The following is a 24,671-nucleotide window of genomic DNA, read 5'->3' as shown; positions in this document are numbered from 1 at the left end:
ATATTATGTAGAGCCTTTACCAAAGGCTCTACAATAAAAAGGAACGCTATGTTAAAAAAAACAATTTGTGTATTGCTCAGCTCATTAGCTTTGCAAGGGTGTGTAGACTCCCATTCAGTGACGGGGGTTATTGAAGATTCAATTAAGTTTGAATCTGGCGATGGCATGTTAATCTATGATGTAAGTATTGAGGGTAGTAAGCATAGCTGTACCATTCTATTGGCTGTAATGGGAGAGGACTTATGGGCGCTAGAAAACGAAGATACCTTATTAGGGGGGGTAGCATGTATAGATAAAGAAGGTCGAATTTTATCTGGTCCTCCAGAAGTAGATAGTTTTACTTGGAAACCAGTGGAGGGCGGCTTTGAATTTACTATGAACGCGACTGCTACAGAGCAAAACAATAAAAGTGAAAAACTCAATATTTACACAACATCCCCCTTATTTGTTCCGTTAACAAAGGATTTGAAATGAAATCACAATTAATAGCGCTTTCTAGCATCATATTTTTAAGTACAGCAGCATTTGCTAATGAATCAAATGTGAATTTTCCTGCCAAGGATAATCAAGACCCATTATTTATAAAAAAATGCGAAGAGTTTAGACAAGCAAAAGCTGATAAAGACATTGATACCTTGATGTCTTTTGTACCAAAGCATTTTAAAGATACGGAAGACGAAAAAAAACGCGCTATTGCATACTTGAATAAAAAGGCAGAAAAGTTTCAAAAGTATGTAACAAGCCCTGAATTCGAGGTTTTATCTCAAAAATTATCAACTGAATCGAAATCTAATTATGCACAGGTTGATATAAGAGCCCAGTATGGTGAAAAAAAATTCGTGTCTGACGGCTGTGTATTTGAACTTACCAAAGAAGATGGTTGGATAATCATTATTGCGTCTAGTTAATTAGCTTTTGACTACTTTAAGTATTTATATGTTATTAGAGTATGTAACTAAGCATACTTTTTTTGTTTAAAGAGGGAATTTTGGCTAATTCAATTATATTAAAATCACTATTAGAAACGATTAAATGGCTTTTCATTTGGCTAACGGTAGCAGGGCTTGTGCTAGGTGTTTTAAGTCAAGGCTTGATTGTTGATACAGGTGATGGGCTTGATGTTTTATTAATTATTGCACTTTTGATGTTTCAACATCGATTAAAATTTGATGAGCACAATAATCAAATAGATGTAAAGTTGGGGGCTTATTTTTTTAAGAAAAAAATCTTCACGTATAGTCACCACACCATTGATACTAGCACGATTAAAACAATTTCATGCCAAGATAATAAAGCCATTAGCGTGATTGATATTAATTACACTTCAGCAGAAGGCAAATTGAGCAATTACACGTTTAGGTGTTTTAAGCAAGCCAAACAAGCGCAGTTAGTGGTGAGTAAGCTGTCAACCGTTGAGCGCGTTTATACAGCTAAACGTGAAGAGGCCGAGGCTGAAAAAACAAACTCAGCAACAGTAAATAAGTTTTCAAAAATATTCCCGCAAAATACTATTTTAGGTAATGCTGAAGCTAAAAATAATATTTCTATTTTAAGGTGTGCGCTGCCACTTCCTGATAGTAAGAAAAAATCGGTCTATCTCACCGTAGCTTGCTTTACTTTGCTTACTGTATTTATAGCTTTTTCGTCACAAAACTGGAAGTCTGCAATGGCTTTTTTAGTGATAACGTACTTTAGTTATTGGCTTGCACGAGCATTTGTTTGTCATAACTATTATTTAGTAAAAACATCTCCATTTATTGATATTAAAATAAATAGCGATGAGCTTTATCTGCCGGCGCTACTATTTACCGACAAAAAGCCGCGCACATTAACTAAACAGGATATTATCAGCATCGAGGCTAAATGGAATTACAATTACGACACAATTGATGACTCTATTGGCAGAACTACAAAAAGATCACACTTAATATCGCTTGTTTTTAATACTACAAAAGGGCAGAGCATAGCACTTTCTCACTGGAGTGTTGATAGTGAGGCCCTCGTATATTCGTTACTAAAATACCAATACCCAGTGTCATTAGATAGAACGACTAAAATGGTTTACCCATTTAAGCTGCACATTGGCTTGATGGTCGGCTTATTTATCGTGATAGTAATTATCAATGCGAGTAATTTACCAAACTTTATAAGCTCTTTTAATTTGTAATATTTTGTTGGTTGTAATAGTAACTCCGCGGTAAATATAGTAGTTACGCTGGTTTATTTAAGTGTAATGGTCAACTAATTTTCGCTATCCATTCTGAACAGGCCGAAATGCAGACCGAATGTGATGTAATTGAATAAAAAAATTGAACGGCGGGCCTATATAGCCCGCTTATAATCAGGATTATACAGATGAAAAAATTATCTTTAGCGATTGTACTTGGTTTAGCCAGCAGTATAGCGTCACTTGAATTGCAAGCAGAGACCGATAAATCGCTATACGCAACGGTTTCAACCGAAGAGTAGCGCAATGTTGACATACAGCTTAGTAAAGCAAAACAAAGAGATGCTGAAGCGATGGCGAGAGTAGGTCGGCTTTATGCACAAAGTTCAGGGAGAGAGTATCCGCAAGACTTTGATAAGGCACGATACTGGTTAGACAAAGCTATTGAGCAGGGGAATACTAACGCTTTTTACTATTACGCAAAGTTATATGAAAAGGGAACCTTTGGTAAAAAAGACCCTGTTAAAGCGTTTGAGTACTATCAACAAGGTGCAGACGCTGGAAACATGACTGCCATGTACTTTGTATATGAGGGCTACCGCGATGGAAAGGGAGTTGCAGCAGACCAAGAAAAAGCACAACAAGTGTTGGATGAGTGCGCAGAAAAAGGCGGGTCACTTTGTTCTGACTTAAAAAGGGTTTTAGGTAACTTAAATAAAAATAAATAATACCATGTCATTGAATGATAAAAAACTTAAACAGAGCTTGGCAACTTACTCTCACATATTTGATAAGGCTAGCGATAAAAATCACATAGCATTTAAAACCAAAGCAACGGTCATAACTCGTACCTTAGGGGGGATCTTTGCTGTGTTGGCTTTAGGTGCAAGTGTACAAAGCCTATTGTTTGTATTTTACGCATGGGCAACGGCGGTGTTTGTGTTTTTATCATTATTATTGCTCAGCACCCAAGTGCTACTTGTATTTACAACTGCAGGCAAAGGTTGTTACTACAGTATTTCAATACTCGGTATAAAGTACAAACAACATGCTTATTTACATAGTAAAGGGTTCATCGTTGAGCCCGATACTGACTTACAAAATAAGTGGTGGCTAGTGTTTGCTAATCAACGCTATTTACTAAATAGCCGAAGCGATGCTGAGTCACTGGCTTTAATGTTAGCTTTATGGCTAAACACAAATGCTTACATTAAAACACACAGTGGCGCAAACCTTGCGCTAATCACTGAGTAAAACTTCCAAGCTATTAATAAGGACACTTTCAAGATGAGACCATTACCAAACGACCATTCGCCGGTTTTATGGCGAATAAAAGATTACGCAAAGCTTACACTTCCTTTTTTGTACTGTTTTTATTTGCAAATATACTGAGGTTACTATGAAGCCAAAGTCCCGTAAATCAGCAGATGGCACCTTTTATATTTACAAAGATATGGGGATGTTTAGAGCGACAGGTTTCATTATTGGGCTTATCTGTATTGCTCAGTTAGTATTTTCTTACGATACAGCCGATTTTAACTTATTTGCGTGGGCATGTGTTTCTACATTGTGTTGGCATTTGCTTTTTTTAAAATCGCGCTTAATAGTACCGCCAAGTGATAGTGTGCTTGAATTTAAAGCCAGCTCACTTTACCCAATTAGGACTGTGCGTTATCAATTGAAGGATATCACTAGTGTAATAGCTACTCGCCACCCTATAAAAAAAAGAGTTTTTTCAATACCATGTTGAGTTTGAAAATTTATCTAGGGTTACTTTAGGTCATAGTCGCGCACATAAAAATGTTAGAAATATCGCAAAAGAGCTAGCAGATCACATTGATAAGCCTTTTGTAGATGATATCAAAAAGTTTTTCGGTTGAGGCGTTAAAACGATAAACAGTTAAAAATTATAAGCAAGGATGTACAAAATACCTTAGGTTAGGGAATAAACTGGGAATAAACTGGGAATAAACTAGACACCCATTTTAATTTTGTACTTTATGAAATTAAAGGCTACGTTTTAATTAGTTTAAAAATTAGTCGGGGTGTCATATGGCAGTCGCAAGAAAGCGTCAAATAAGCTTGATTGATACAAAGTACTACCACTGTATATCACGTTGCGTTAGGCGTGCATTTTTATGTGGTGCAGACCGCTTTACGGGTAAGTCTTACGAACACCGTAGAGGGTGGGTTGAAGATAAGCTACTTAAATTAGCCAAGATATTTTGTATTGATGTATGTGCGTATGCGGTAATGAGTAATCATACTCACCTAGTACTTTACGTAGATGATGAAAAAGCGAATCGTTTGAATGACAAAGCAATTGTTATTCGCTGGCATAAACTGTGTAAAGGCACGTTACTCACGCAAAAATACATACAAGGTGAAAAGTTAAGTAAAGCAGAGCTTATCTTTTTTAATCAAACAGTGAAACAATACCGTGAGCGGTTATCCAGTATAAGCTGGTTTATGCGCTTGTTAAATGAAGACATTGCACGAAGAGCAAACAAAGAAGATAAGTGTACAGGTCGGTTCTGGGAAGGTCGCTTTAAATCACAAGCTTTGTTAGATGAAGCGGCATTAGCAACGTGTATGGCGTATGTTGATTTAAACCCGATTAGAGCTCAAATGGCTAAAACACCAGAAGAGTCTGACCACACCAGCGTACAAAAAAGAGTAGATAGCGCAACGATAGGTAAGCAACCTAAACAGCTATTACGCTTTGCAGGTAGACCACGTCAAATTATGCCAAAAGGGCTACCGTTTGAGCTTAAATCGTATCTTGAGCTTGTTGACCTAACAGGGCGCTGTATTCGCGAAGGTAAGCGAGGACACATAGAAAAGACTATTTTACCGTTATTAAAACGTGTAAATATTTCTCCTGAAAACTGGTTAAAACTAACCACGCAATTTACGCGTGTGTTTCATGGCGCAGTAGGGAAAGTCAGCTCACAAGCGAGTTACTGTGAACACTTAGGCAGAAAACGACGAGCAAATATAAGTAATAGTGAGAAGCTATTCGCATAGAGGTTAAAAAATTAAAGAAAGACTCATGGTACGACTGTACTGTACATACATTGCCATGCATGAAATTTGGATTTTGCTGTGGTAACTATATATTTAGTGAATTATAAGAAAGTTGTCAGATAATAAAAGCTGAATTTTAGCCTAAATATATACTTTAATATGTATTATAGGCTTACTAAATTAAAATGGGTGTCTAGTTTACTTAGTTTACTTTTTTTTAGTCAGCTCATCTTTTTTATCAATGGCTAGCGAAGTGCCAGCTAAAGAGTATTTTAATAAACGCTGTATGGATGCATGGGAAAGCATTAAAGAGGGAGACCGAGAGGCTTTATTTGCAGAGTTACCACCAAAATTACAAAATTGGAATGAAGGTAAAACAGCGTGGAATCAGGTTGATAAAGCAATAAAAAACTACAAAGAGGATTGGGAACAATTAAATTTAAATAATTTGAAAATAACGTTGTTAGATACCGCCGGAGAAGATCCTAATGGTAATAAATTAGTATCAGGCTTACAGATTTCAGTAGATAAACGAATGGCTCGTTTTTACCCTGAAGCCACTCGTGAATTCACATTATTTTACACTTTTATAAATAAAGAGCGCAACGGGAGAAAATCATGCTCATTTTTAGAGTTTGATAACGAATGGTATATGTATCATAGACTACTTTGATTATTATGAATTTTAGAGCCTGTAACGGATTCTGTGTAACTGCCCGTTTTTACATTTTAAATATGTTTATTGAGGCGTTCCTCAAATTCAATGATAAAACGACTCATTGCATTACGCCAGTCTCGAATTGGCATCGTCCATTTTTTCGATGCCTCTTTTATTGCCAAATAAATCATTTTTCTTGCAGAATCATCATTTGGAAATATCTTACGTTTTTTAATCGCTCGGCGAATAACGTTGTTGAGTGATTCAATAGCATTCGTTGTATAAATAGCTTTTCGTATTGCGTCAGGGTAATTAAATAACGTATTTAAATTATCCCAATTCGCACGCCATGACTTCGCTATTTGCGGATATTGATTGTCCCATTTCTCTGCAAACCGATCCAACTCTAGCAGTGCCTCTTCCTCTGTCGACGAGCGGTAAATCAGCTTCAAATCAGCCGTGACGGCTTTATAATCTTTCCATGAAACATACTTCAATGAGTTGCGAACCATATGCACTATACACAACTGAACATGTGTTTGCGGGTAAGCAGTATTAATTGCATCAGGAAATCCCTTTAGGCCGTCTACGCACGCGATTAAGATATCTTCAACGCCCCGTTGACTTAATTCAGTGAGTACACCTAGCCAAAACTTAGCGCCTTCATTTTCAGAAATCCACATGCCAAGCAGTTCTTTATGGCCGTCAATATTAATACCTAAGGCAAGGTAGATAGACTTTTTGATAACCCGCTTATCTTGGCGTATTTTTACAACTAGGCAATCCAAATAAACAATAGGGTAAATAGCATCCAGTGGTCGAGATTGCCATTCTGTAACTTGCTCCATCACAGCACTGGTTACACGTGACACCAATGTAGGAGAAATATCAGCGCCGTACCACTCATGAAATGCATTTACGATATCACGGGTGCTCATTCCTTGGGCGTACAACCATAATATTTTATCATCCATTGAGGTAAATCGAGATTGATGCTTTTTAACAAGCTGCGGCTCAAAAGAGCCTTCACGGTCGCGGGGCGTATCAAGCTCAAATTCACCATCTTCTGTTTGAATACGCTTGCTTGTTTTACCATTGCGGCTATTAGCACTCGTGGATTTACTGTGTTTTTGATAGCCTAAATGCTCATCCATTTCTGCATTAAGTGCTGCTTCAACGGTTATCTTTTTTAACATCTGACTAAATTGATTTAAATCGTCTGGTGTTTTAATGCTTTTTGACGCTTCCTTAGCAAACGCTTCGAGTTCTTCTTTATTCATGTTCATCGCCTAATCCTTAAACTCTTGATAGAGTAAATTATGATAGGCATTTACACAAAATTAGTTACATCCTCGAATTTTATATCTGAAAAACTTAAACATACATTCCAAGTCTGTTTTGCACACAAGCGCTGGGTGCTTTATACGCGAATAAAATCGTTTTTAGGTATGTTACTGGGCGCTTTTGTCGCCTCCTTTTTTGTTAATGGCCAACCAAGTTACTCAAACGCTGACCAAACATTGAATACTATGTTTGTGGTTACCCCGTTTTTGTTTTTTGGGTTGGTGCTATTGCAATCCTCGTTACAAAAAACATTTTACAACGCCGATGTATTTATCACGCGCAAAGGTTTAACCATGCCAGATTTTAAAGGCGAGCGTGAAGTATTTATCGCCTTTAAAGATATAGAGGCAATGTATATTAATTACTTCCCGTTGACGCCGCTGTTGTGGTTTGGTCCTTACATAAGTACGCATTTAGCGATTAAATCAGTCAATGGAGAGCGTTATGGGGTACATACGTTTAATTTAAGTGACTATAGAGTAATTGTTAATTACCTAGCGCAAGTGCATAACGTCAAAACTAAACACCGTTTTTCATGGTGGATATTAACCTACTTATCCCTTTTCCCACTCGGGTTTTTATTGGGCTTTATTGTTTAATTTACTTAAAAAACTAAGGAAAGACATGAAATTAATATATCTATCAATCCCACTACTTGCCAGTGTGTTAACTGGGTGTGGCACCCAAGATGTTGTAATAACAAAAGTGATTAGTTTTGAGCCATCAAAATTTATGCGTGAGAATGCTAAAACACAGCCTTTTTTGGTTGTTGAAATAGAAGGTGATGGGAAAACGGGTACCTGCAAGATTGATTTTCCAATAGGTATGCTAAAAAGTAAAAGAGCGATTAAAGGCACCGGCTCTGAACTGCGAATGCGTTGTAGCTATGATGATGTTAAAGGTTATGGCACGGGTTATACACATGAGTATAAACACGCCGAGTTACACCATTTAGGTGACAACAAAGCCACGTTATCGTTAAATGTAGTGCTGTATACGCGAAAAGAAGATTTATCGATTGAAGTGAAAACAATTAAGCCTGTTGAGTTTGAATACACGCTCTAAATAATATTTACACAAGAAATAGGATTAACCAACAAGGATGGATTCTTGAAAATACCTCTATTTTACATTTCGCTTTTAACATAGCGAGTAAAAGTGAATTAATATAAAGAAAAGGCCTTCGTAAAATAAATTGCGAAGGCCTTTTTAAAACTAATAAAGCTTTAGGTTAAGTTATTTTTTTAGGCGCCTCAATAACGAAAGTGGTGTTAACATCAATGTAAGCCAAAATAGGCTACCGCTATCATCGTTACGTGAATTAACCTCGTCTGGTTCTTCTACCGGCTCTGAGTCTTCATCAGGAATTGTCACTGTAACAGTTACTGTCCCTTCAACAAAAGCACCGTTATTGTCGCTTACTGTATAAGTAAAAGAATCGGTTACAACCGTTCCTGGAGCTTGGTCGGAGAATGCAGAGGTTGCATCATAAGTAACTTCATTTTGTTCTAAAGTAACTGTTCCGATAGTCCCATCAGTTTGTATACTATCAATCAGCAAAGTATCACCATCTGAATCAGAGTCGTTCTCTAATGGCTTAATAACTGTTTTTTCTCCAGACATCACAGATATGTTATCAGCCTTCACTTCGGGCGCATTGTTAGAAGGTATATTGCTTACAGGTGCATCTGTATAAATAGGCTCTCCGGCACTTATTTGATATCCCCCCATGCTTGCATTTTCATCATGATGCTTAACTTTTACATAAACTTTTGATTCAAGTTCCGATTTATCAAGTTTATAATATACATAATCCGTGTTGGATGGATTACTCTGTAAAGTGATATTTTCTTGAATGGGAGTTGTACCATCAGATTTGTATATACTAAGGTTAGGCACCATCCCCAAACTCATATCAGAAACACGAACGACTAGCTCTTTAGTCATATCTATATCATTTATTTCATAAAAGTCTTTATCGCCCTTGGTGTTGATCACCCCATTTATGTACGCATTATTTGAAGCCAATTGAGTGCTTAAATAATACTTATCATTATAGTCTGATCGTGGCACATCACTTACAACTAATGAGGTTTTAGCAATACGTACAAAGTTTTCATCTATGCTTGGTAAAGGTTCCATCTCAGGTATGGAGCCGTCAAGTGTTGGCGTTAATAGACCTGTTGTAGTATAAATGGCATTACTATCCTGATTATTTACATGTACTTCTACTTGATAAATGCCATTTTCATTATAAGGTGCTATTACCGAGTAGATACCATCTCCCGCGACGGCATCGCCTTCTAAGCCATTATCAAACATTTTTAAATTAGTTGACTTTTGATCAGGATCGGTAATGGTTGCTAGCACATTAGCGCCCGTGATTAGTTTGTCTTTAGTAATCGCTGCAGTTAAAATCATAGGGTTGGGGTAGGTGACAGAGTTTCCTTGAGAGCCCTCAACACTTAATGTGTAGCTACCTGATAAGGTAGGTTCTGCACTTACATTAACAGTAGCACTTACGCTATTGGTATCATTTAAATTAGTAACTTGTAACTGCCATTCACCAGTTCCGTTCGATGATATGTGTTGGTTAGTAATATAAGCACTGCAAGTCAACGCTTCTGAAGCATCATTACAGTTAAAAACCACATCGCTTACTTCACTACCTGTACTATCTATAAGAGTAAGTTGTACATCATCAAGGTTAGCATTGTGGTTAATAAATACATTCACGTTATCCAACCCTGTATCAACAGCAATAACTTGAGTTGCACTTTGCAAACTATCTATAACAAAAGTTGTCGATGCTAAATTTTGGTTATCTGTTGCAGTAGCATTAGCTTGTAAAAAAGCATCTACAATTTCTGAAAGTGTGGTGGGTGAGGAAAAGTATTTCCCCCCAGTTTCACTAGCAAGTGTTAATAATGGCCCTGTAGGTGATGCAAAACCATAACCTAAACTAAAAATAGCAATGTCATTATTTTGATAATTGGCGATAATTTGTTCTTGTGTGTAGCTTGAATCATTATCATAGCCATCAGCCAAAAGAAAAACAACGCCTGGTGCATTACTGCCTTCACTCTGCTGATAATGGGTTATGTTATCTAACGCCAGCTGAGAAGCGTCGTAAAGTGCAGTAGAGCCATCTTCATAGATAGCATCTATTGCTGCTTTTAGTTCCGTTTTAACATTTGAGTTAGGACTACCAATTTTTGTAATCGGATAATCTTGGTTAACAAGTTCCTTGTCTGAAAAAGAAACGAGCCCCATTGATGTGCTGCCTTCTGCAGTTGCATCAACAAGCACTTTGGCAGCTTGTTTGGCATTACTCATTGCTGGACCTAACATACTATAAGAGCGGTCTATCACAATTTGCATGTCTATATCACCTTCAACCCAAACGACTTCAAGCTGATTTTGGCAGGAGTCTTGCTCTACTGGTAATTCGATCTTTAATGGTGTATTTGAATCGGGGGCATTATCTGCCAAAGTTAAATAGCGTGTTCGGCTTGGTTGTGCTGTTTTACGTCCAGATTTAGGATCATCTTTAACATCTTGCAGCAAAACTTCCCACGCACTTTTGCCATATATACGGCCTTGTGCTGTACTGTTAATATTACCTATAGTGTCCTTAGTCGAATGATTTAACCATTGCATACCAGCCGTTAATGCTTGCCATTGATTACTCATGATAGAGGTTGTTGGTGCATCAGACTTAATAGGTGTGTTAGGCTCTGCTGAATCAGTTGTCCCCTTATACTCATCGAATAGACCATATGCATAATGGCTCCATTCATGCGCTAAAGTATATCCTGCTCCCTCAGGGTCTTGTAACATATCATGGTCTTTTCCTGGCCCTGAGCCATTAGGAAAAACATCGCCAAACCAAATGTGCATGCCATTAGCGCCAAAGCCAGAGACATTGGCTCGTGGCCACTCTCTTTCACCCCAGATAATATCAGACTTAGAACGATGCTTATTTTCTCTAAATACTCTTATTTTACCAAGTTTGTGCTCACCATTTGTTTGCTCACAAACAGAATTTGCAAAGTGAGAAAATATTTGTTCATAAACAACTTTATCTGCTCCTTGAGGGTTATTATGTAAAGATACTGTTATATCAAAAACAGCATTAGATGAATCAGTGCCTAAAGCTGATATATACTGAGATTTTGATGATGCGAGTACGTTTTGATATTGACTAAGTTCATTCGAGTTTACACCTGACAACCAGCTGTTAGCCGAAATGGCTGGACTCGAAGCTAAAACTAGCCCTATACAAATTGCACTTTTAGTTAATTTACTTTTTTGCACTATCAATTCCTTTTTTAAAAAATAATCGGGTGGTATTTTCATCATTAAACATGCTAATGTGATGAATGTGTTGAAGTTCTACTCTTATCTATATAAATCCGTTTTTTATGCTGCTAAATTTGGCAAAATTGTCACGTTGGGCTTAGAGACCTTTTTTATATTGTTTTTAATTATCGAAAAGGTCTTAACAAATATTCTGAAAGATGCAAATGGAAACTCATTTGCCCATTATTTATATGTATTATGATATTGTGCGCTAGGCTTAAATGATAGGTTTTTGGTACATTGCTTTATCATGTAATATACTCACTGTAATAGTGTAATAGTGTAATAGTGTAATAGTGTAATAGTGTAATAGTGTAATAGTGTAATAGTGTAATAAACTATGAGATTTTGAATTAAACTCAATCATTTTAAACTTATATTAGGAAGTTCATTTATTATCTGCATAAAAAGTAGCGTTGAGGGTAAAAAATCTACGAAAAATAGATGTAGAATCTGAAATAACTTTGAAATTCATAAAAAATTTAAAACTTAGTATGTCATTCATCATCCATGACTAATTCCCGCCTTTAAATACATTCACTCTAGCAAAAATTAATTTAAAATAAAATAGCCTATTAAATATTGCATTATAAGTAGCAATCAAGTTGGAGGTGGTTTGTTTAGAAGTAATACAAATGAGTTTGGTGGTAAGTCATTAACTTACAAGTTATTTTTAGATGTGTAATAACATTGGGTGACTATTCTAAAGCGGGAACTACCATAAACTCTACTAGTGAAGTTGATTTTCCTTTATTAGGTCTTTTCTATCCTTTGTCTTTTACAGTGGAGTTATTATTTACAACCGATTTAGTTACACTGCTGTCTATTTATCGTTACATATTGGCACTCTATCATTAAAGCGCACCCTTATATGGCGTAAGTTTGTTAGATACAAAAAATCTAGTGTACCGACAAAAAGTATTAAGTATGTCGCTAAAGTAGGTCAAACTATCACTTTTACACTCTAGCAATCAGATGACTGTAACTTAGGTGTAGATAGCTTCATGTATTTAATACTCGCACTTATTGCTCGAAGGAACAATGCTCAGTGTTAGAAATAAATATATTGATAACAATTTGTTTGTTGAGAAAGCCTTTAGTCAGTAGTACCCTTTAAATTAAACTCATACATTATTCACAATAAGGATATCGATGAACATAATAATAAAGTCAATTGGATTATTAGCTGCTGTTCTTACAGCGGGCCAGGCGCTAGCGTCATATAACAATTTAACGTTAAAATATGAAGTTATAAAAGAGGCTGATCACTTTGCTGATATTACCATTAAAATTAACGACACCTACTTACGCACTGATTACCTGCTTAAAGGTGAAAAGCTTACCGAGATGACGGTTAAGTGGAAAGGGCAATACATTATTAAGCATAATGAGCAGCGTGCATACTTACTTGATTACAAGGTAACTAGCGAAAGGACGGAAAAAGCGTTAAAAAAAATGGCGGATCAGGTACCTAATATAACTGCTGGGCAAATTTTTGAAATGAGTATTGACCCTATTAACGATGAAAACGAATTTATTAGCTATGAAAAAGTAGGTAATAATATGCTTGTTGGCAAACATGATGGTGATGTTGTGCATGAAATTGAGTATCTTGAATTACCTAATAAATATATAAACAAGAAGCAGTATGATTGGTTGATGGAAAGAACAAAAGAAGATCGTAAGTTCGGGCAAGGCTTTGTAGCTATCTTAGAGCAGCCTCTTAGTGAGATGATGCGTAGGTTAAATTATCAACATGCTGTTTTCCCAGTTCATTTAAAAAGCAATGAATATATAATAAACTTAAAGTCTGTCGATGCTAATTTTATTGAGCAAAGTGAGCTCGAAATAGCAAAGGGTATTTTACAAACTGATATAACTCACTCTTCTATTCAGTTTCTTAATAATATTTCAAAACACTCAACGCAATAAAATATAGAGCTATTACGTCATAAGCTAATTTGAGCCTATTCAATATGATATTTACTTGCTGTAGAATTGATAAAGGAAATATATAAGAAAAATAATTTACAAATTTCGATTAATTAAATGGATAAATGATCTATACTCGTTGATAACAAAATTAATGATATGGCATTGATTTCATGCAAAGCCCACGCTCACTGACGAGTTTGTTTAAAAGCAACAAAATTTTTTTATTAGCATTACTCATTTCTGTTTTGCTAGCGCTACCCAGTCTATATGTATTTGAATTAAAAACCCGCAGTGACGTTTATAATAATGCCAAAGTTGGTCTTAAACATACACTTGAAACTAAAAAGCAGTACCTCAAAGTACAGTTACATAATAGTGTTTCATCTGTTCATTTTTTGGATTCAACCCCTCCTGTTGCTGGCATTCGCCGTGCTAATGATAATAATGGTGTAGACCCTGAATTTGATATTCCTGTTTTTGTTTGGCAAACCCGTTTGGCAGGGATTTTTAGCGGTTTCATGCGTACTGATGAAAGCCTATTTCAAGCCCGTTATATTACATTAGCCAATCAAGGCCAAGAATTTATCAGGGTAGATCGGGTTGCTAATGAGATAACACGTATTGAAGGTGATGCGCTGCAGCAAAAAGGCCAACGCGATTATATGCTTAAAGCAAGCATGTTGGGTGTAAATAGCGTTTATATCTCGCCAATTAACTACAACCGAGAAAATGGTGAAATTCAGCAGCCTTATACCAGTACTTACCGGGTGGCAAAACCTGTGTTTGACTCTCAAGGTTTCGTTTTTGCAGTATTAGTGACTAACTATTTTGCCCAGCCTTTATTGGAAAATTTGCCTAAAAATACTGCTAATGGAGTCAGCGTTTATTTATTAAATAACAAAAGCCAGTTTCTTTATCATCCGGATGAGAGTATGCAATTTGGCTTTGAATTTGGTCAAGATGTAACATGGTCAAAGTTATTTTTACAAAGCCAAGAGATATCATCGTTCAGCACTTTACCAATGACCAACTTACCGGAGCAATTTTATTTAAAAGAGCGCATTCAGTTTGAAGGCGAGATCGCAATGTTGCCATTAGAATTGGCAGTGTCTATTGATACCACTATACTTATCAGTGAAATAGCGCAAAGAAGAAATAATTTTATTATAGTTTTATCTTCTTTATTTGCGGTTATCCTTTTTTTACTTTTGTTGTACCAACGCTATATAAACCGCAAGCTAGAATTACATTCATTAAAAGAGCAAAACAATAAAATTATTGAAAACTCCCTTGATGCAATTCTCACAGTAGAAGAAGCCGGTGTTATTTGCCAGTCTAATCAAACAGCACAGGCTAACTTTAAACTTACAGAGGGAGTTACTAAGTTTAGCGATTTATTTGAACTTAATGATGAAGATTCAGATTGCATAGCAGCGACCATAAAATTCGGCACCAAACCCCCGTTTGAGGCTATTTATACCGATAGAGATGGACATCAGCAATTTTATTCAGTCACGTTAACATCAATCTATGATGTGTTTTCGCAAAAACATCAAGTTGCTGCAATTTTAAGAAATATTAATTCGTTAAAACAAATTCAAACTGAGTTACAAACACTCAATGGATCTCTCGAACAAAAAGTAGCGCAGCGTACCACAGAGCTTGAAACGGCGATTGAAGAGGCACTTGCCGCAAGTAAAGCGAAAAGTGATTTTGTTGCAAACATTTCTCATGAAATCCGTACGCCTATGAATGGAGTTCTTGGCATGCTAGGCATGTTAGCAGAAGAGCCATTATCTGATCAGCAATCAAACTACCTTAAGCTTGCCAATTCGAGTGCAACCTCTTTAATGACATTAATAAATGACATTCTTGATTTTTCAAAAATTGAAGCAGGTAAACTCGATATTGATAACCACAGTTTTGATGTGATAAGCGTTTGCAGCGATTTAATCACTTCAATGGCATTACAAGGCCAACGTAAAGGATTAGAGATCATATTAAATACAGACAAAGTTCTTGATCGCATGTTGGTTGGTGACAGTCATAGGCTGAAACAAATTCTTATTAATTTGCTAAACAATGCGTTTAAATTTACCCATCAAGGAGAAGTAAGTTTAAGCCTTGACTGTGAATATTTAACCGCAGATAAATTAGTGATGAGTTTTGCTATTAAAGATTCGGGAATTGGTATCGCCCCAGAGAACATTGATAAGTTATTTGAAGTATTTACGCAAGAAGACAGTAGTACAACACGTCATTTTGGTGGCACTGGTTTAGGCTTATCAATTTGTCGTAAGCTTGCCCAACTAATGGGGGGCGACATTAAAGTGCAGAGTGAGAAGGGTGTTGGCAGCTGCTTTACTGCATATGTAGAGCTACATGTTGCCCCAGAGAAAAAACTGAATACCCCGATTGAACTTGCTGAAGATATTCAAGTTGGTGTGTTGATCAAAAAAGACAGCGTCTATCACAATATCAAAAACCTTCTTGTTAAAAATTGCCAAGTAACGAGCAACAATATCCAGCGATATGATTATCAGTTTAAATGTGATGAACTTAAAGTCGATCTACTGGTGATCGATAATGAACACCCTCAATTAGACTCTTTAATCGCCTTGTGTGAAAAACACCAGAAAAAATACATGTTAATTTTGCGTGATATATTACTGAGTAAAGAGATTAAAGCGACTTATCCGCTGAGTTGTCATGTGTTGAACAAACCAATAACACAGGATCAATTTAGTTATAAGCTTGCCAGTATTTTTGGTGCCAATAATAGCTTTTTATTACCATCGGATAACCCCACCGATACAACTGTGGAATATGAATTATCGGATTACAATGTTCTTTTGGTTGATGATAATATGATTAACCTTGAGGTAGCCAAGGCTGTATTAAAACGCACCCATATAAATATTACCTGTGCAAGTGATGGTCTTAATGCAATTGAAGTGTTAAATGAGCAGCAACAAACCCCGTTTGATGTGATTTTAATGGATTGCCAAATGCCGAATATGAATGGGTATGAGGCGACATCTGAAATTCGCTGTGGAGCAGCAGGCAATGCATATTTACATGTGCCTATTATTGCTATGACAGCCAGCGCAATGGCCGGTGATCGTGAACGTTGTATTGCTGCTGGCATGAATGATTATATTACTAAGCCCATCAAACCTGACACATTGAAAAACAAACTGGCTATGTGGTTAAGTCATAACGCATAACCAGTTTGTTAGTTTAAGCAGCAGATTTTTCAGGCTTAGCTTGCGGGTTATTAATAACAGTAATATCTGCTGAATTAATAACTCGTTGCGTCTCTGACCAATGCAATAGTTCAATAAGACCGTTTTCCTGTTCGACTAAAGCGGTGCAGTTTTCAATCCAATCACCATCATTACAGTAAACTATGCCATCAACTACTTTGAGCTGTGGGTGATGAATGTGGCCACAAATAATTCCATCCACTCCCTGTTTTTTGGCTTCATGGATTGCTGCATTTTCAAATGCTTCAATTGCTTCTCGTGCTTTATGCACACGGGCTTTTAACCAAGAAGCAAGTGACCAATAATTACCACCAAATAATCGTCTGGTTCGGTTTGTCCAGCGATTTAAAAACAGCAATAGGTCATAACCTGCATCGCCAACAATACTAATAAATTTGTTATAGCGTGTTGCTGAATCAAAATCATCACCATGAACCAGTAAAAAGCGTTTATTAGCTTTTGTGGTATGAATATATTGCTGGTGGACTTCAACACCAAATAGTGTGTTATCTACATAATGGCGAAAGGTTTCATCATGGTTACCCGGTATATAGATAACACGAGTACCAGATTGTGCCTTCTGTTGTATACACGCTAGCACTTGATAGTGACTGGGGTGCCAAAAAAACTGCCTTTTCATCGACCATAGATCTACTATATCCCCGACTAAAAATAGAGTATCGCATTCAATACTATTTAAAAAATCAAGTAGGTAAGCTGCCTGACAATCTTTATAGCCTAAATGTACATCGGAGATCCAAACGGCTGGATAGTGCTTTTTATCGCTTTTTTCTGTATCGTTCATGAGGTGTTACTCGCGGTGTAATAATAACCAATTTAGGTATTGTTAGTTACGCTTACACGACACTTTTGCTAAACCTCTATGACAATTATAAAGATATAATGATGATGAAAATAATGATACCTGTAATTTTACTAACTTCGGTTACTGGTTGTCAGTTAATGAACACGCCAAGATTACAGGTGAGTGCAGTAGAATTTAAAAACCAAAGCGCAAATGATTTACACCAGGTTACTTTATCAGTTGCTAAAACACATGGTCGTGTCTCATGTAGCGTGGTGGATGCCTATAACAGTTGTGGTACAGGCTTTCCGAGCAAAGGCTATAGTGGCGAGGAGCTGACAATTAGCTGGACAAACCAACTTAACAGGGCATTTACTCAGCAGCTTATAGTGCCGAAACCTACAGACTTCGAAAGCACAAGTCTATATAAATTAACACTGTTACTGACTGAATCAGGGCAAGTAGAGTCGACACTAAATAGTGTCGATTATTAAATATAAAAAAACCGCTTTACGCGGTTTTTTTATAAACGAGTTAGCTAAGTAATCTAATTTAAGCGCTTATAGCTGCTTTAATTGTTTCTACTGCAGTCGCTAAATCAAGCATTAGTTTTTCACCTGTTTGGCGATTTTTAAGCTCAACCTTGTTTTCATCTAGGTTACGTTCACCGATAACTAAGGTGAATGGTACACCTAGTAACTCCATATCATTAAACATCACACCAGGGCGTTCTTTACGGTCATCAAATAACACGTCAAGACCAGCGTCTTTTAAGCCTTGATATAAGTTATTAGCAATATCCGGAATACGATGCGATTTATGCATGTTCATAGGTACGATTGCTAAATCAAAAGGCGCAATAGGTTGTGGCCACTTAATACCATACTGGTCATTGTTTTGCTCGATTGCTGCGGCAACGATACGAGACACACCAATACCATAACAACCCATGGTCATAATTTGGTTTTTACCTGTCTCACTTAAAACACCGGCTTTCATTGCTTCAGAGTATTTTGTTCCCAGTTGGAAAATATGACCAACTTCAATACCGCGTTTAATTTGTAATTGGCCTTGGCCGCAAGGACTAGGATCACCTTCTACAATATTACGAATGTCGGCAACTTCATAACTGGCAACATCGCGATCCCAGTTTATACCGCTATAATGCTCATCATCTTTATTTGCACCCGCGACAAAATCAGCCATGACATTGGCTGTGCGGTCGACAATAATTGGAATTGCTAAACCAACAGGACCTAGTGAACCTGGTTTTGCACCAATAGCTGCAACGATATCTGCTTCAGTAGCCATTTCAAGTGGCGCAGCAACAAGTGGGTGTTTTTCAGCTTTTAATTCATTCAGCTCATGATCGCCTCTAAGCACAAGTGCAACCAAACCACGTTTACCTTCTTCGTCAGCTGTGCCATACACAATAAGTGTTTTCACACCACGATGTGGTTTTACACCATAATGTTTTTTCAGTTCACTGATAGTTTTAGCATCAGGTGTTGGGAATGCTTTTAAGTCTTTTGTTGGGGCAGGGCGAGCTTCAGTTGGCGCAAGTGCTTCTGCCTTTTCAATATTTGCGGCGTACTCACTGGCGTCACTAAAGGCAATTGCATCTTCACCTGATTCTGCTAATACATGGAATTCATGAGAAACACTACCACCAATTGAACCTGTATCTGCAATAACCGGACGGTAATCTAAATTTAAGCGCTCAAAGATATTGCAGTATGCTTTATGCATTACTTGATAGGTTGCATCTAAACACTCATCACTTAAGTGAAAAGAGTAAGCGTCCTTCATGGTAAATTCCCGTGCACGCATTACACCAAAACGAGGGCGGCGTTCATCACGGACTTTGGTTTGTACTTGGTATAATGTCAGTGGTAATTGCTTATATGAGCTGATTTCTTTGCGAACAAAATCAGTGATCACTTCTTCGTGAGTTGGGCCAAGTGCAAATGGGCGGTTGTGACGATCGTTAAATCTTACTAATTCATCACCAAACTGGTCCCAACGACCTGATTCTTGCCATAAATCTGCAGGCTGAATAACAGGCATAAGCATTTCAATTGCGCCTGCTTTATCCATTTCTTCACGAACAATATTTTCGACTTTGCGTAACACGCGTAAACCAGAGGGTAGCCAAGTATATAAACCCGACGCAACGCGACGGATCATGCCAGCTCTAAGCATTAATTGGTGTGAGATAATCTCAGCATCAGACGGCGTTTCTTTAAGTGTTGCGAGTATATATTGACTGGTACGCATGTTTTTTCCGATAGTTATAAAATTATTATTACAATAAGACGCTAAGTTTAACAGCGCTTGCTTTTACACTAAAGCGCTAAGTGATATTTTCTATACTTTTTCTATGTGGCTAACATAGTTATGCTCACCATTGACCTGCCAGCGAATGTTAAATTCATATAAGGTCATGCCATAACTTTGTTCGCCCTGTTTTTGTTTTTTATAGGCAGGACGCGGGTCTTGTTTCAGTACATTTATTATAAATTCTTTTAATTCAGGGTATTGCTTTTGCAAAGCAATGAAGGCTGTGGCTGACTCACTAAACTCTACGCTCATTTGCGTTTTTGGGCGAACATCAGCAAAGCCAGCTGTGGCGTCAGTCATCGCGTCTGAATAGGGTAAATAAGGTTTTATGTCTAAAATGGGTGTGCCATCTAATAAATCAATACCTGACAACAGCAAGCTGAGTTGGCCGTTGTGATACTCAATTCCCTCAAGTTTAACTGCACTCATACCGATAGCATTTGGTCTAAAGGTCGCACGGGTAGCAAATACACCTTTACGGTCATTTCCTCCTAAACGTGGCGGCCGTACCATGGCAGAGTAGCCTTTATCAGCCGTTTCATGAAAACGAAATAGTAGCCAAATATGAGAAAACTCATCTAAGCCTCTAACAAACTCTTCCCGATTGAAATCTGCACAAAATACAAGTTTGGCTTTAGCTTGCGGTACTAATCTAGGCTGGCGTGGGATTGCAAACTTTTGCTTATATGGAGAGTGAATATGGCCTACGGCCGTTAACTGATAGTCGCTCATAATTTGTCATAGGGGATTAAGTGTGACTGCATTTTACATGTAAACATAAAAAAAGGCAGCCGATGCTGCCTTTTAATATTAAACCAGGTGGTCTAATTAAAACATATACTGCACTGAGACAGAAGCTACGTCCATATCAGGGTCAATATCGTCTTCTAATTTATAACGTTCATACTCTAAACGCATTTGCACGTTTTGAGTAAAGGCATATTCAATACCGGCACCATAAAATACATCGCCACCATCTTGATCTGCTGAAACACTACCAACAGCTGGAATATCTTGGGTTACTTCTGCATCCCATTCAAGCCAACCACCTTTTGCGTAAATTGAAAAGCTTTCTGTCAGCGGTGCTGCTAGGCGAGCGGCCAATGAAACGCCGTCGATTTCAGCGTAGCTATCTATATCGCTAACTTCATCAAAGTTTTGATAAGCAAGCTCAACGCTGATGTATTTATTAAATTGGGCGCCCACATAACCTTTTAGCATTTGTGAGTCATCATCAAATTCTGTGTCGTTTTCAGAATCTTCAAATTCAAAAGAGTACTGCCCATAGCCGATACCAGTATAAATGCTCGGCATATCCATATCAATTACTTCTGCATGAGCTGCGTTGTTAAAACCAAATAATGCAAGAGCAACGGCAGAAATTGAAAGTGATTTAATCATTTAATAGCTCCTTTATAAAATAAAAAATAACGTTTGGTTATTCGTCGTTTATACATTTGCAGTCTTTGTGCCAATAAAAAACTGCATAAAATACGGGTTATTTGATTGTTTTTAGGTCAATTTCAACGGTTTTGCATTATTTTAAATCAGCTGTTCAGTTTCACCGTTGCAGCTTTTTCAAGGTGCTTTGTAAGGTTTACTTAGCCAGGTGCAGACTTATGCAATAAAGTTTCTGTTTCAATGGCAATTTCTTTCATTTTAATGGCATAGTTTTCTAATTGTTTATCCTCTTTTGTAACTGCAGTAAAAGGTGGCACTGCAACCGGGTAACCGGTTTCATCCATTGCAATAAAGCTGATAATACAGTGGTTTGTCTCTACCAAGTTTTGAGTCTTAGGGTCGCCACAGCGCACTTGAATGAATATTTGCATACTGGTTTTACCTGTGTGTGCAATTTTGGCTTCAACTTCAACAATTTGACCGACTAATATAGGGCGTCTAAATTTAACACCAGCAACCGATACAGTCACACAGTAGTGACCACTCCAACCAGCAGCGCAGGCATAGCCTGCTTGGTCAATCCATTTCATGACCACACCACCGTGGACTTTACCCCCAAAATTTACATCTGTAGGTTCTGCTAAAAAACGAAATACAACACTAGACGACGGCATACACTTACTCTCTTTTTATTTCTCGACATTATTGAGCATAGCGCAAAAAAGGGGCCGAAGCCCCTGCAATTTAGGATTAGTTTATAATTTAGAGGGATTTACATATTTGGGTAGTTGGGGCCACCAGCCCCTTCTGGGGTGACCCAGGTTATATTTTGGCTCGGATCTTTAATATCACAGGTTTTACAGTGCACGCAGTTTTGTGAATTAATGATAAACTCATCTTTTCCTTCTACCTGTTGTACTTCGTATACTCCGGCTGGGCAGTAACGTTGTGCAGGCTCGTCAAACTTAACCAAATTGACTTCAATAGGCAGCGCTTTATTTTTTAACTGCAAGTGGCAAGGTTGTGACTCTTCATGGTTAGTATTGGATAAAAATACTGACGAAAGCTTATCAAAACTTAATTGTCCATCAGGCTTTGGGTAGCTAATCTTAGTGGCCATATGTTGATCTACTAAGGTTGCATGATCCGGTGTGTTATCTTTAAAGTTAAAAGGCAGGCCACCTGAAAAAAGGTTTTGATCAAGTGTATTGTATGCTCCACCGAAAAACTTCCCTAGCTTATGCATCACAGGGCCAAAGTTACGCGATTGATAAAGCTCCTTATAAGCCCAACTTTGTTGGAAAGCTTCTGAATACTGTTCTAAGTCAGTATGTTGATTGTCGTTTTCAATAGCTGTAAAAATAACCTCAGCTGCAATCATGCCTGACTTCATTGCCGTATGGTTACCTTTAATTTTGGCAAAATTCAAAGTGCCGGCATCGCAACCTACTAATAAGCCGCCAGGAAAATGCATTTTAGGCAATGAGTGTAAACCTCCTTTGGCAATAGCACGTGCACCATAAGCTAGTCGTTTACCGCCCTCTAGTATACTTTTAAAAGTAGGGTGATGCTTCATTCGTTGAAACTCATCAAATGGGCTCAAGTGTGGATTTGAATAGTTTAAATCCACAATTAAACCTACCACTACTTGATTATTCTCACTGTGATACATAAAAGCACCACCATTAGTATCATTGGCTAATGGCCAGCCAGTACCGTGAACTACGGTTCCTTCTTTATGTTTAGATGGGTCTATTTGCCAAATTTCTTTAAAACCTAAACCATAATGTTGTGGTGAGGCGTTTTTATCTAGGGCAAAATGATTTATAAGCTGTTTACCTAAGTGCCCACGGCAACCTTCAGCAAATACGGTATACTTTGCTCGCAACTCCATACCTGGCATATAACCATCTTTTTCATTACCGTCTTTATCAACCCCCATATCACCGGTGATAATACCTTTAACTGCTTCATCTTCGATAATTAGCGAGTGAGCACTAAACCCAGGGAAAATTTCGACTCCTAAGTTTTCAGCTTGCTCTGCAAGCCAACGGCATACATTTCCCATAGAGACGATGTAATTACCGTTGTTATGAAACGTTTTAGGCGTAGCAAAGTGTGGGATTGAGGTTGCTTTAGTTTCATTGTTAAACCAGTAAATTTCATCCGATGTTACTTTAGTGCTGACAGGAGCCCCTAATTCCTGCCAATTTGGTAACAATTCATCTAACGCTGTGGTTTCAAAAATAGCGCCAGATAAAATGTGTGCACCAACCTCTGACCCTTTTTCAACCACGCAAATCATACAATCTTGTTCTTTTTGTTTTGCTAGTTGAGCTAATTTAATCGCCGTAGCAAGGCCTGCAGGGCCTGCTCCAACAATAACGACATCAAACTCCATGGTTTCGCGTTCGACCATAATAACCTCTTGTGTGTGACGGGCCTGCACCTAAAAGCACGGTAATTTCATACTTGCAAATGAAACGTTACAGGCTGTGAATAGTTTAAGGTTATTTTAGGTTGACGTTTACGTCAACAGGAAGTAGTCTGAATTCATAAAATAAATAGGTTGACGTGTGCGTCAGCTTGTAGGTTTAAATTATCAGGGAGTTCCTATGAAAGTGCTCGTACCAATAAAAAGAGTCATCGACTATAACGTTAAGGCTCGTGTTAAATCAGATAACAGTGACGTTGATCTCACTAATGTGAAAATGGCGATGAATCCGTTTTGTGAAATCGCCATTGAAGAGGCCATACGTTTAAAAGAAGCGGGTACTGTCACCGAAGTCATAGCTGTAACTATTGGTGCCAAAGCTGCTCAAGAGCAACTTCGTACAGCCTTAGCATTAGGGGCTGACAAAGCAATACATATTGAAACAGATGAAAAATTAGAGTCACTGCATATTGCTAAGCTCCTCGCTAAAGTGGTTGAAAAAGAGGCGCCTGAACTGGTTATTTTAGGTAAACAGTCAATTGATTCTGATAATAACCAAACCGGTCAAATGCTTGCTGCTCTTACGAATCGCGGGCAGGGGACGTTTGCCTCTAAGCTTGATATTGACAACGCAATGGTTAAGGTTACACGTGAAGTTGATGGTGGTTTACAAACAGTAGAGTTAAAACTCCCGGCCGTAGTCACGACTGATTTACGCTTAAATGAGCCTAGGTATGCATCGCTACCAAATATTATGAAAGCCAAACGTAAGCCCCTTGAAGTGATCGCGGCGGATAGTTTAGGTGTTGATTTAGCGCCTCGCACGCAACTGGTTTCTGTCTCTGAACCAGTAAAACGCAGTGGCGGTATTATTGTTGATGATGTTGCTCAGCTAGTTGAAAAACTAAAAACAGAAGCGAAGGTGATTTAAA

Annotated in this window: 21 protein-coding genes; 13 read left to right on the top strand and 8 right to left on the bottom strand. The window is 37.7% G+C overall.

The window, feature by feature from the left end; genetic code table 11:
• Positions 1 to 48: 48 nt before the first annotated feature.
• The 7 genes from NQT69_RS01825 to NQT69_RS01795 all read left to right on the top strand — a co-directional run bounded on the left by NQT69_RS01825 (position 49) and on the right by NQT69_RS01795 (position 5,867).
• Positions 49 to 474: a hypothetical protein gene (locus tag NQT69_RS01825; RefSeq protein WP_256826003.1), complete on the top strand. Its 426-nt coding sequence runs from the start codon at positions 49 to 51 to the stop codon at positions 472 to 474.
• Positions 471 to 908 (top strand): hypothetical protein, encoded by a 438-nt coding sequence (locus tag NQT69_RS01820; RefSeq protein ID WP_256826002.1) that lies wholly within the window; start codon positions 471 to 473, stop codon positions 906 to 908. The genes NQT69_RS01825 and NQT69_RS01820 overlap by 4 nt, the downstream gene beginning before the upstream one ends.
• Positions 909 to 988: 80 nt before the next feature.
• Entirely contained in the window at positions 989 to 2,167 is a 1,179-nt protein-coding gene (locus NQT69_RS01815) for a hypothetical protein (RefSeq protein WP_256826001.1), read from the top strand.
• 353 nt (positions 2,168 to 2,520) lie between these two features.
• The gene (locus NQT69_RS01810) at positions 2,521 to 2,895 is read left to right on the top strand and encodes a tetratricopeptide repeat protein (protein ID WP_256826000.1); all 375 of its coding nucleotides are present in this window, start codon (positions 2,521 to 2,523) and stop codon (positions 2,893 to 2,895) included.
• A 4-nt stretch (positions 2,896 to 2,899) separates the two neighbouring features.
• Positions 2,900 to 3,421: a hypothetical protein gene (locus tag NQT69_RS01805; protein WP_256825999.1), complete on the top strand. Its 522-nt coding sequence runs from the start codon at positions 2,900 to 2,902 to the stop codon at positions 3,419 to 3,421.
• A 798-nt stretch (positions 3,422 to 4,219) separates the two neighbouring features.
• Positions 4,220 to 5,194, top strand: coding sequence for a transposase (locus NQT69_RS01800; protein ID WP_256825998.1), 975 nt, complete (start codon positions 4,220 to 4,222; stop codon positions 5,192 to 5,194).
• Positions 5,195 to 5,447: 253 nt separating this feature from the next.
• Complete coding sequence (locus tag NQT69_RS01795) at positions 5,448 to 5,867, top strand: hypothetical protein (protein WP_256825997.1); 420 nt, start codon at positions 5,448 to 5,450, stop codon at positions 5,865 to 5,867.
• Positions 5,868 to 5,923: 56 nt separating this feature from the next.
• Here the strand turns inward: NQT69_RS01795 and NQT69_RS01790 are convergent, their stop codons facing one another.
• Positions 5,924 to 7,132, bottom strand: a complete 1,209-nt coding sequence (locus NQT69_RS01790; RefSeq protein ID WP_256825996.1) for an IS256 family transposase — start codon at positions 7,130 to 7,132, stop codon at positions 5,924 to 5,926.
• A gap of 357 nt (positions 7,133 to 7,489) precedes the next feature.
• Between NQT69_RS01790 and NQT69_RS01785 the strand changes: the two genes are divergently transcribed.
• Together NQT69_RS01785 and NQT69_RS01780 are read left to right on the top strand one after the other, a co-directional pair.
• Positions 7,490 to 7,795 carry a hypothetical protein gene (locus NQT69_RS01785; protein WP_256825995.1) on the top strand — a complete coding sequence of 102 codons (306 nt, stop codon included), beginning with the start codon at positions 7,490 to 7,492 and terminating at the stop codon, positions 7,793 to 7,795.
• A 25-nt stretch (positions 7,796 to 7,820) separates the two neighbouring features.
• Positions 7,821 to 8,261 (top strand): hypothetical protein, encoded by a 441-nt coding sequence (locus NQT69_RS01780; protein WP_256825994.1) that lies wholly within the window; start codon positions 7,821 to 7,823, stop codon positions 8,259 to 8,261.
• A gap of 171 nt (positions 8,262 to 8,432) precedes the next feature.
• Here NQT69_RS01780 and NQT69_RS01775 read toward each other — a convergent pair whose 3' ends face one another.
• On the bottom strand, positions 8,433 to 11,513 hold the full coding sequence (locus NQT69_RS01775) for a VWA domain-containing protein (RefSeq protein ID WP_256825993.1): 3,081 nt from the start codon (positions 11,511 to 11,513) through the stop codon (positions 8,433 to 8,435).
• Positions 11,514 to 12,710: 1,197 nt separating this feature from the next.
• Between NQT69_RS01775 and NQT69_RS01770 the strand changes: the two genes are divergently transcribed.
• Both NQT69_RS01770 and NQT69_RS01765 read left to right on the top strand, forming a co-directional pair.
• Positions 12,711 to 13,490 carry a hypothetical protein gene (locus NQT69_RS01770; RefSeq protein WP_256825992.1) on the top strand — a complete coding sequence of 260 codons (780 nt, stop codon included), beginning with the start codon at positions 12,711 to 12,713 and terminating at the stop codon, positions 13,488 to 13,490.
• Positions 13,491 to 13,663: 173 nt separating this feature from the next.
• Positions 13,664 to 16,720 (top strand): ATP-binding protein, encoded by a 3,057-nt coding sequence (locus NQT69_RS01765; protein WP_256825991.1) that lies wholly within the window; start codon positions 13,664 to 13,666, stop codon positions 16,718 to 16,720.
• Positions 16,721 to 16,733: 13 nt separating this feature from the next.
• Here NQT69_RS01765 and NQT69_RS01760 read toward each other — a convergent pair whose 3' ends face one another.
• A complete protein-coding gene (locus tag NQT69_RS01760) occupies positions 16,734 to 17,564 on the bottom strand; it encodes a UDP-2,3-diacylglucosamine diphosphatase (RefSeq protein ID WP_256825990.1) in 831 nt (276 codons plus the stop codon).
• A 98-nt stretch (positions 17,565 to 17,662) separates the two neighbouring features.
• On the opposite strand from NQT69_RS01760, the gene NQT69_RS01755 reads away from it, so the two are divergent.
• Positions 17,663 to 18,058 (top strand): hypothetical protein, encoded by a 396-nt coding sequence (locus NQT69_RS01755; RefSeq protein ID WP_256825989.1) that lies wholly within the window; start codon positions 17,663 to 17,665, stop codon positions 18,056 to 18,058.
• Between the two features lie 58 nt (positions 18,059 to 18,116).
• On the opposite strand, the gene NQT69_RS01750 is transcribed toward NQT69_RS01755, so the two are convergent.
• The 5 genes from NQT69_RS01750 to NQT69_RS01730 all read right to left on the bottom strand — a co-directional run bounded on the left by NQT69_RS01750 (position 18,117) and on the right by NQT69_RS01730 (position 23,724).
• Complete coding sequence (locus tag NQT69_RS01750) at positions 18,117 to 19,841, bottom strand: proline--tRNA ligase (protein ID WP_256825988.1); 1,725 nt, start codon at positions 19,839 to 19,841, stop codon at positions 18,117 to 18,119.
• A 90-nt stretch (positions 19,842 to 19,931) separates the two neighbouring features.
• Positions 19,932 to 20,636 (bottom strand): tRNA (N6-threonylcarbamoyladenosine(37)-N6)-methyltransferase TrmO, encoded by a 705-nt coding sequence (gene tsaA / locus NQT69_RS01745; protein ID WP_256825987.1) that lies wholly within the window; start codon positions 20,634 to 20,636, stop codon positions 19,932 to 19,934.
• Positions 20,637 to 20,732: 96 nt separating this feature from the next.
• Complete coding sequence (locus NQT69_RS01740) at positions 20,733 to 21,305, bottom strand: outer membrane beta-barrel protein (protein WP_256825986.1); 573 nt, start codon at positions 21,303 to 21,305, stop codon at positions 20,733 to 20,735.
• Positions 21,306 to 21,505: 200 nt separating this feature from the next.
• The gene (locus NQT69_RS01735; RefSeq protein WP_256825985.1) at positions 21,506 to 21,979 is read right to left on the bottom strand and encodes an acyl-CoA thioesterase; all 474 of its coding nucleotides are present in this window, start codon (positions 21,977 to 21,979) and stop codon (positions 21,506 to 21,508) included.
• 98 nt (positions 21,980 to 22,077) lie between these two features.
• Complete coding sequence (locus tag NQT69_RS01730) at positions 22,078 to 23,724, bottom strand: electron transfer flavoprotein-ubiquinone oxidoreductase (RefSeq protein WP_256825984.1); 1,647 nt, start codon at positions 23,722 to 23,724, stop codon at positions 22,078 to 22,080.
• 196 nt (positions 23,725 to 23,920) lie between these two features.
• Here NQT69_RS01730 and NQT69_RS01725 point away from each other — a divergent pair, with 196 nt between their 5' ends.
• Complete coding sequence (locus NQT69_RS01725) at positions 23,921 to 24,670, top strand: electron transfer flavoprotein subunit beta/FixA family protein (protein ID WP_256825983.1); 750 nt, start codon at positions 23,921 to 23,923, stop codon at positions 24,668 to 24,670.
• The last annotated feature ends 1 nt before the right edge of the window (position 24,671 follow it).

This window comes from Pseudoalteromonas shioyasakiensis (assembly GCF_024518675.1).
In the GTDB taxonomy this organism is placed as follows: Bacteria; Pseudomonadota; Gammaproteobacteria; order Enterobacterales; family Alteromonadaceae; genus Pseudoalteromonas; species Pseudoalteromonas shioyasakiensis_B.
This window is presented reverse-complemented; position numbering and strand designations above follow the sequence as displayed.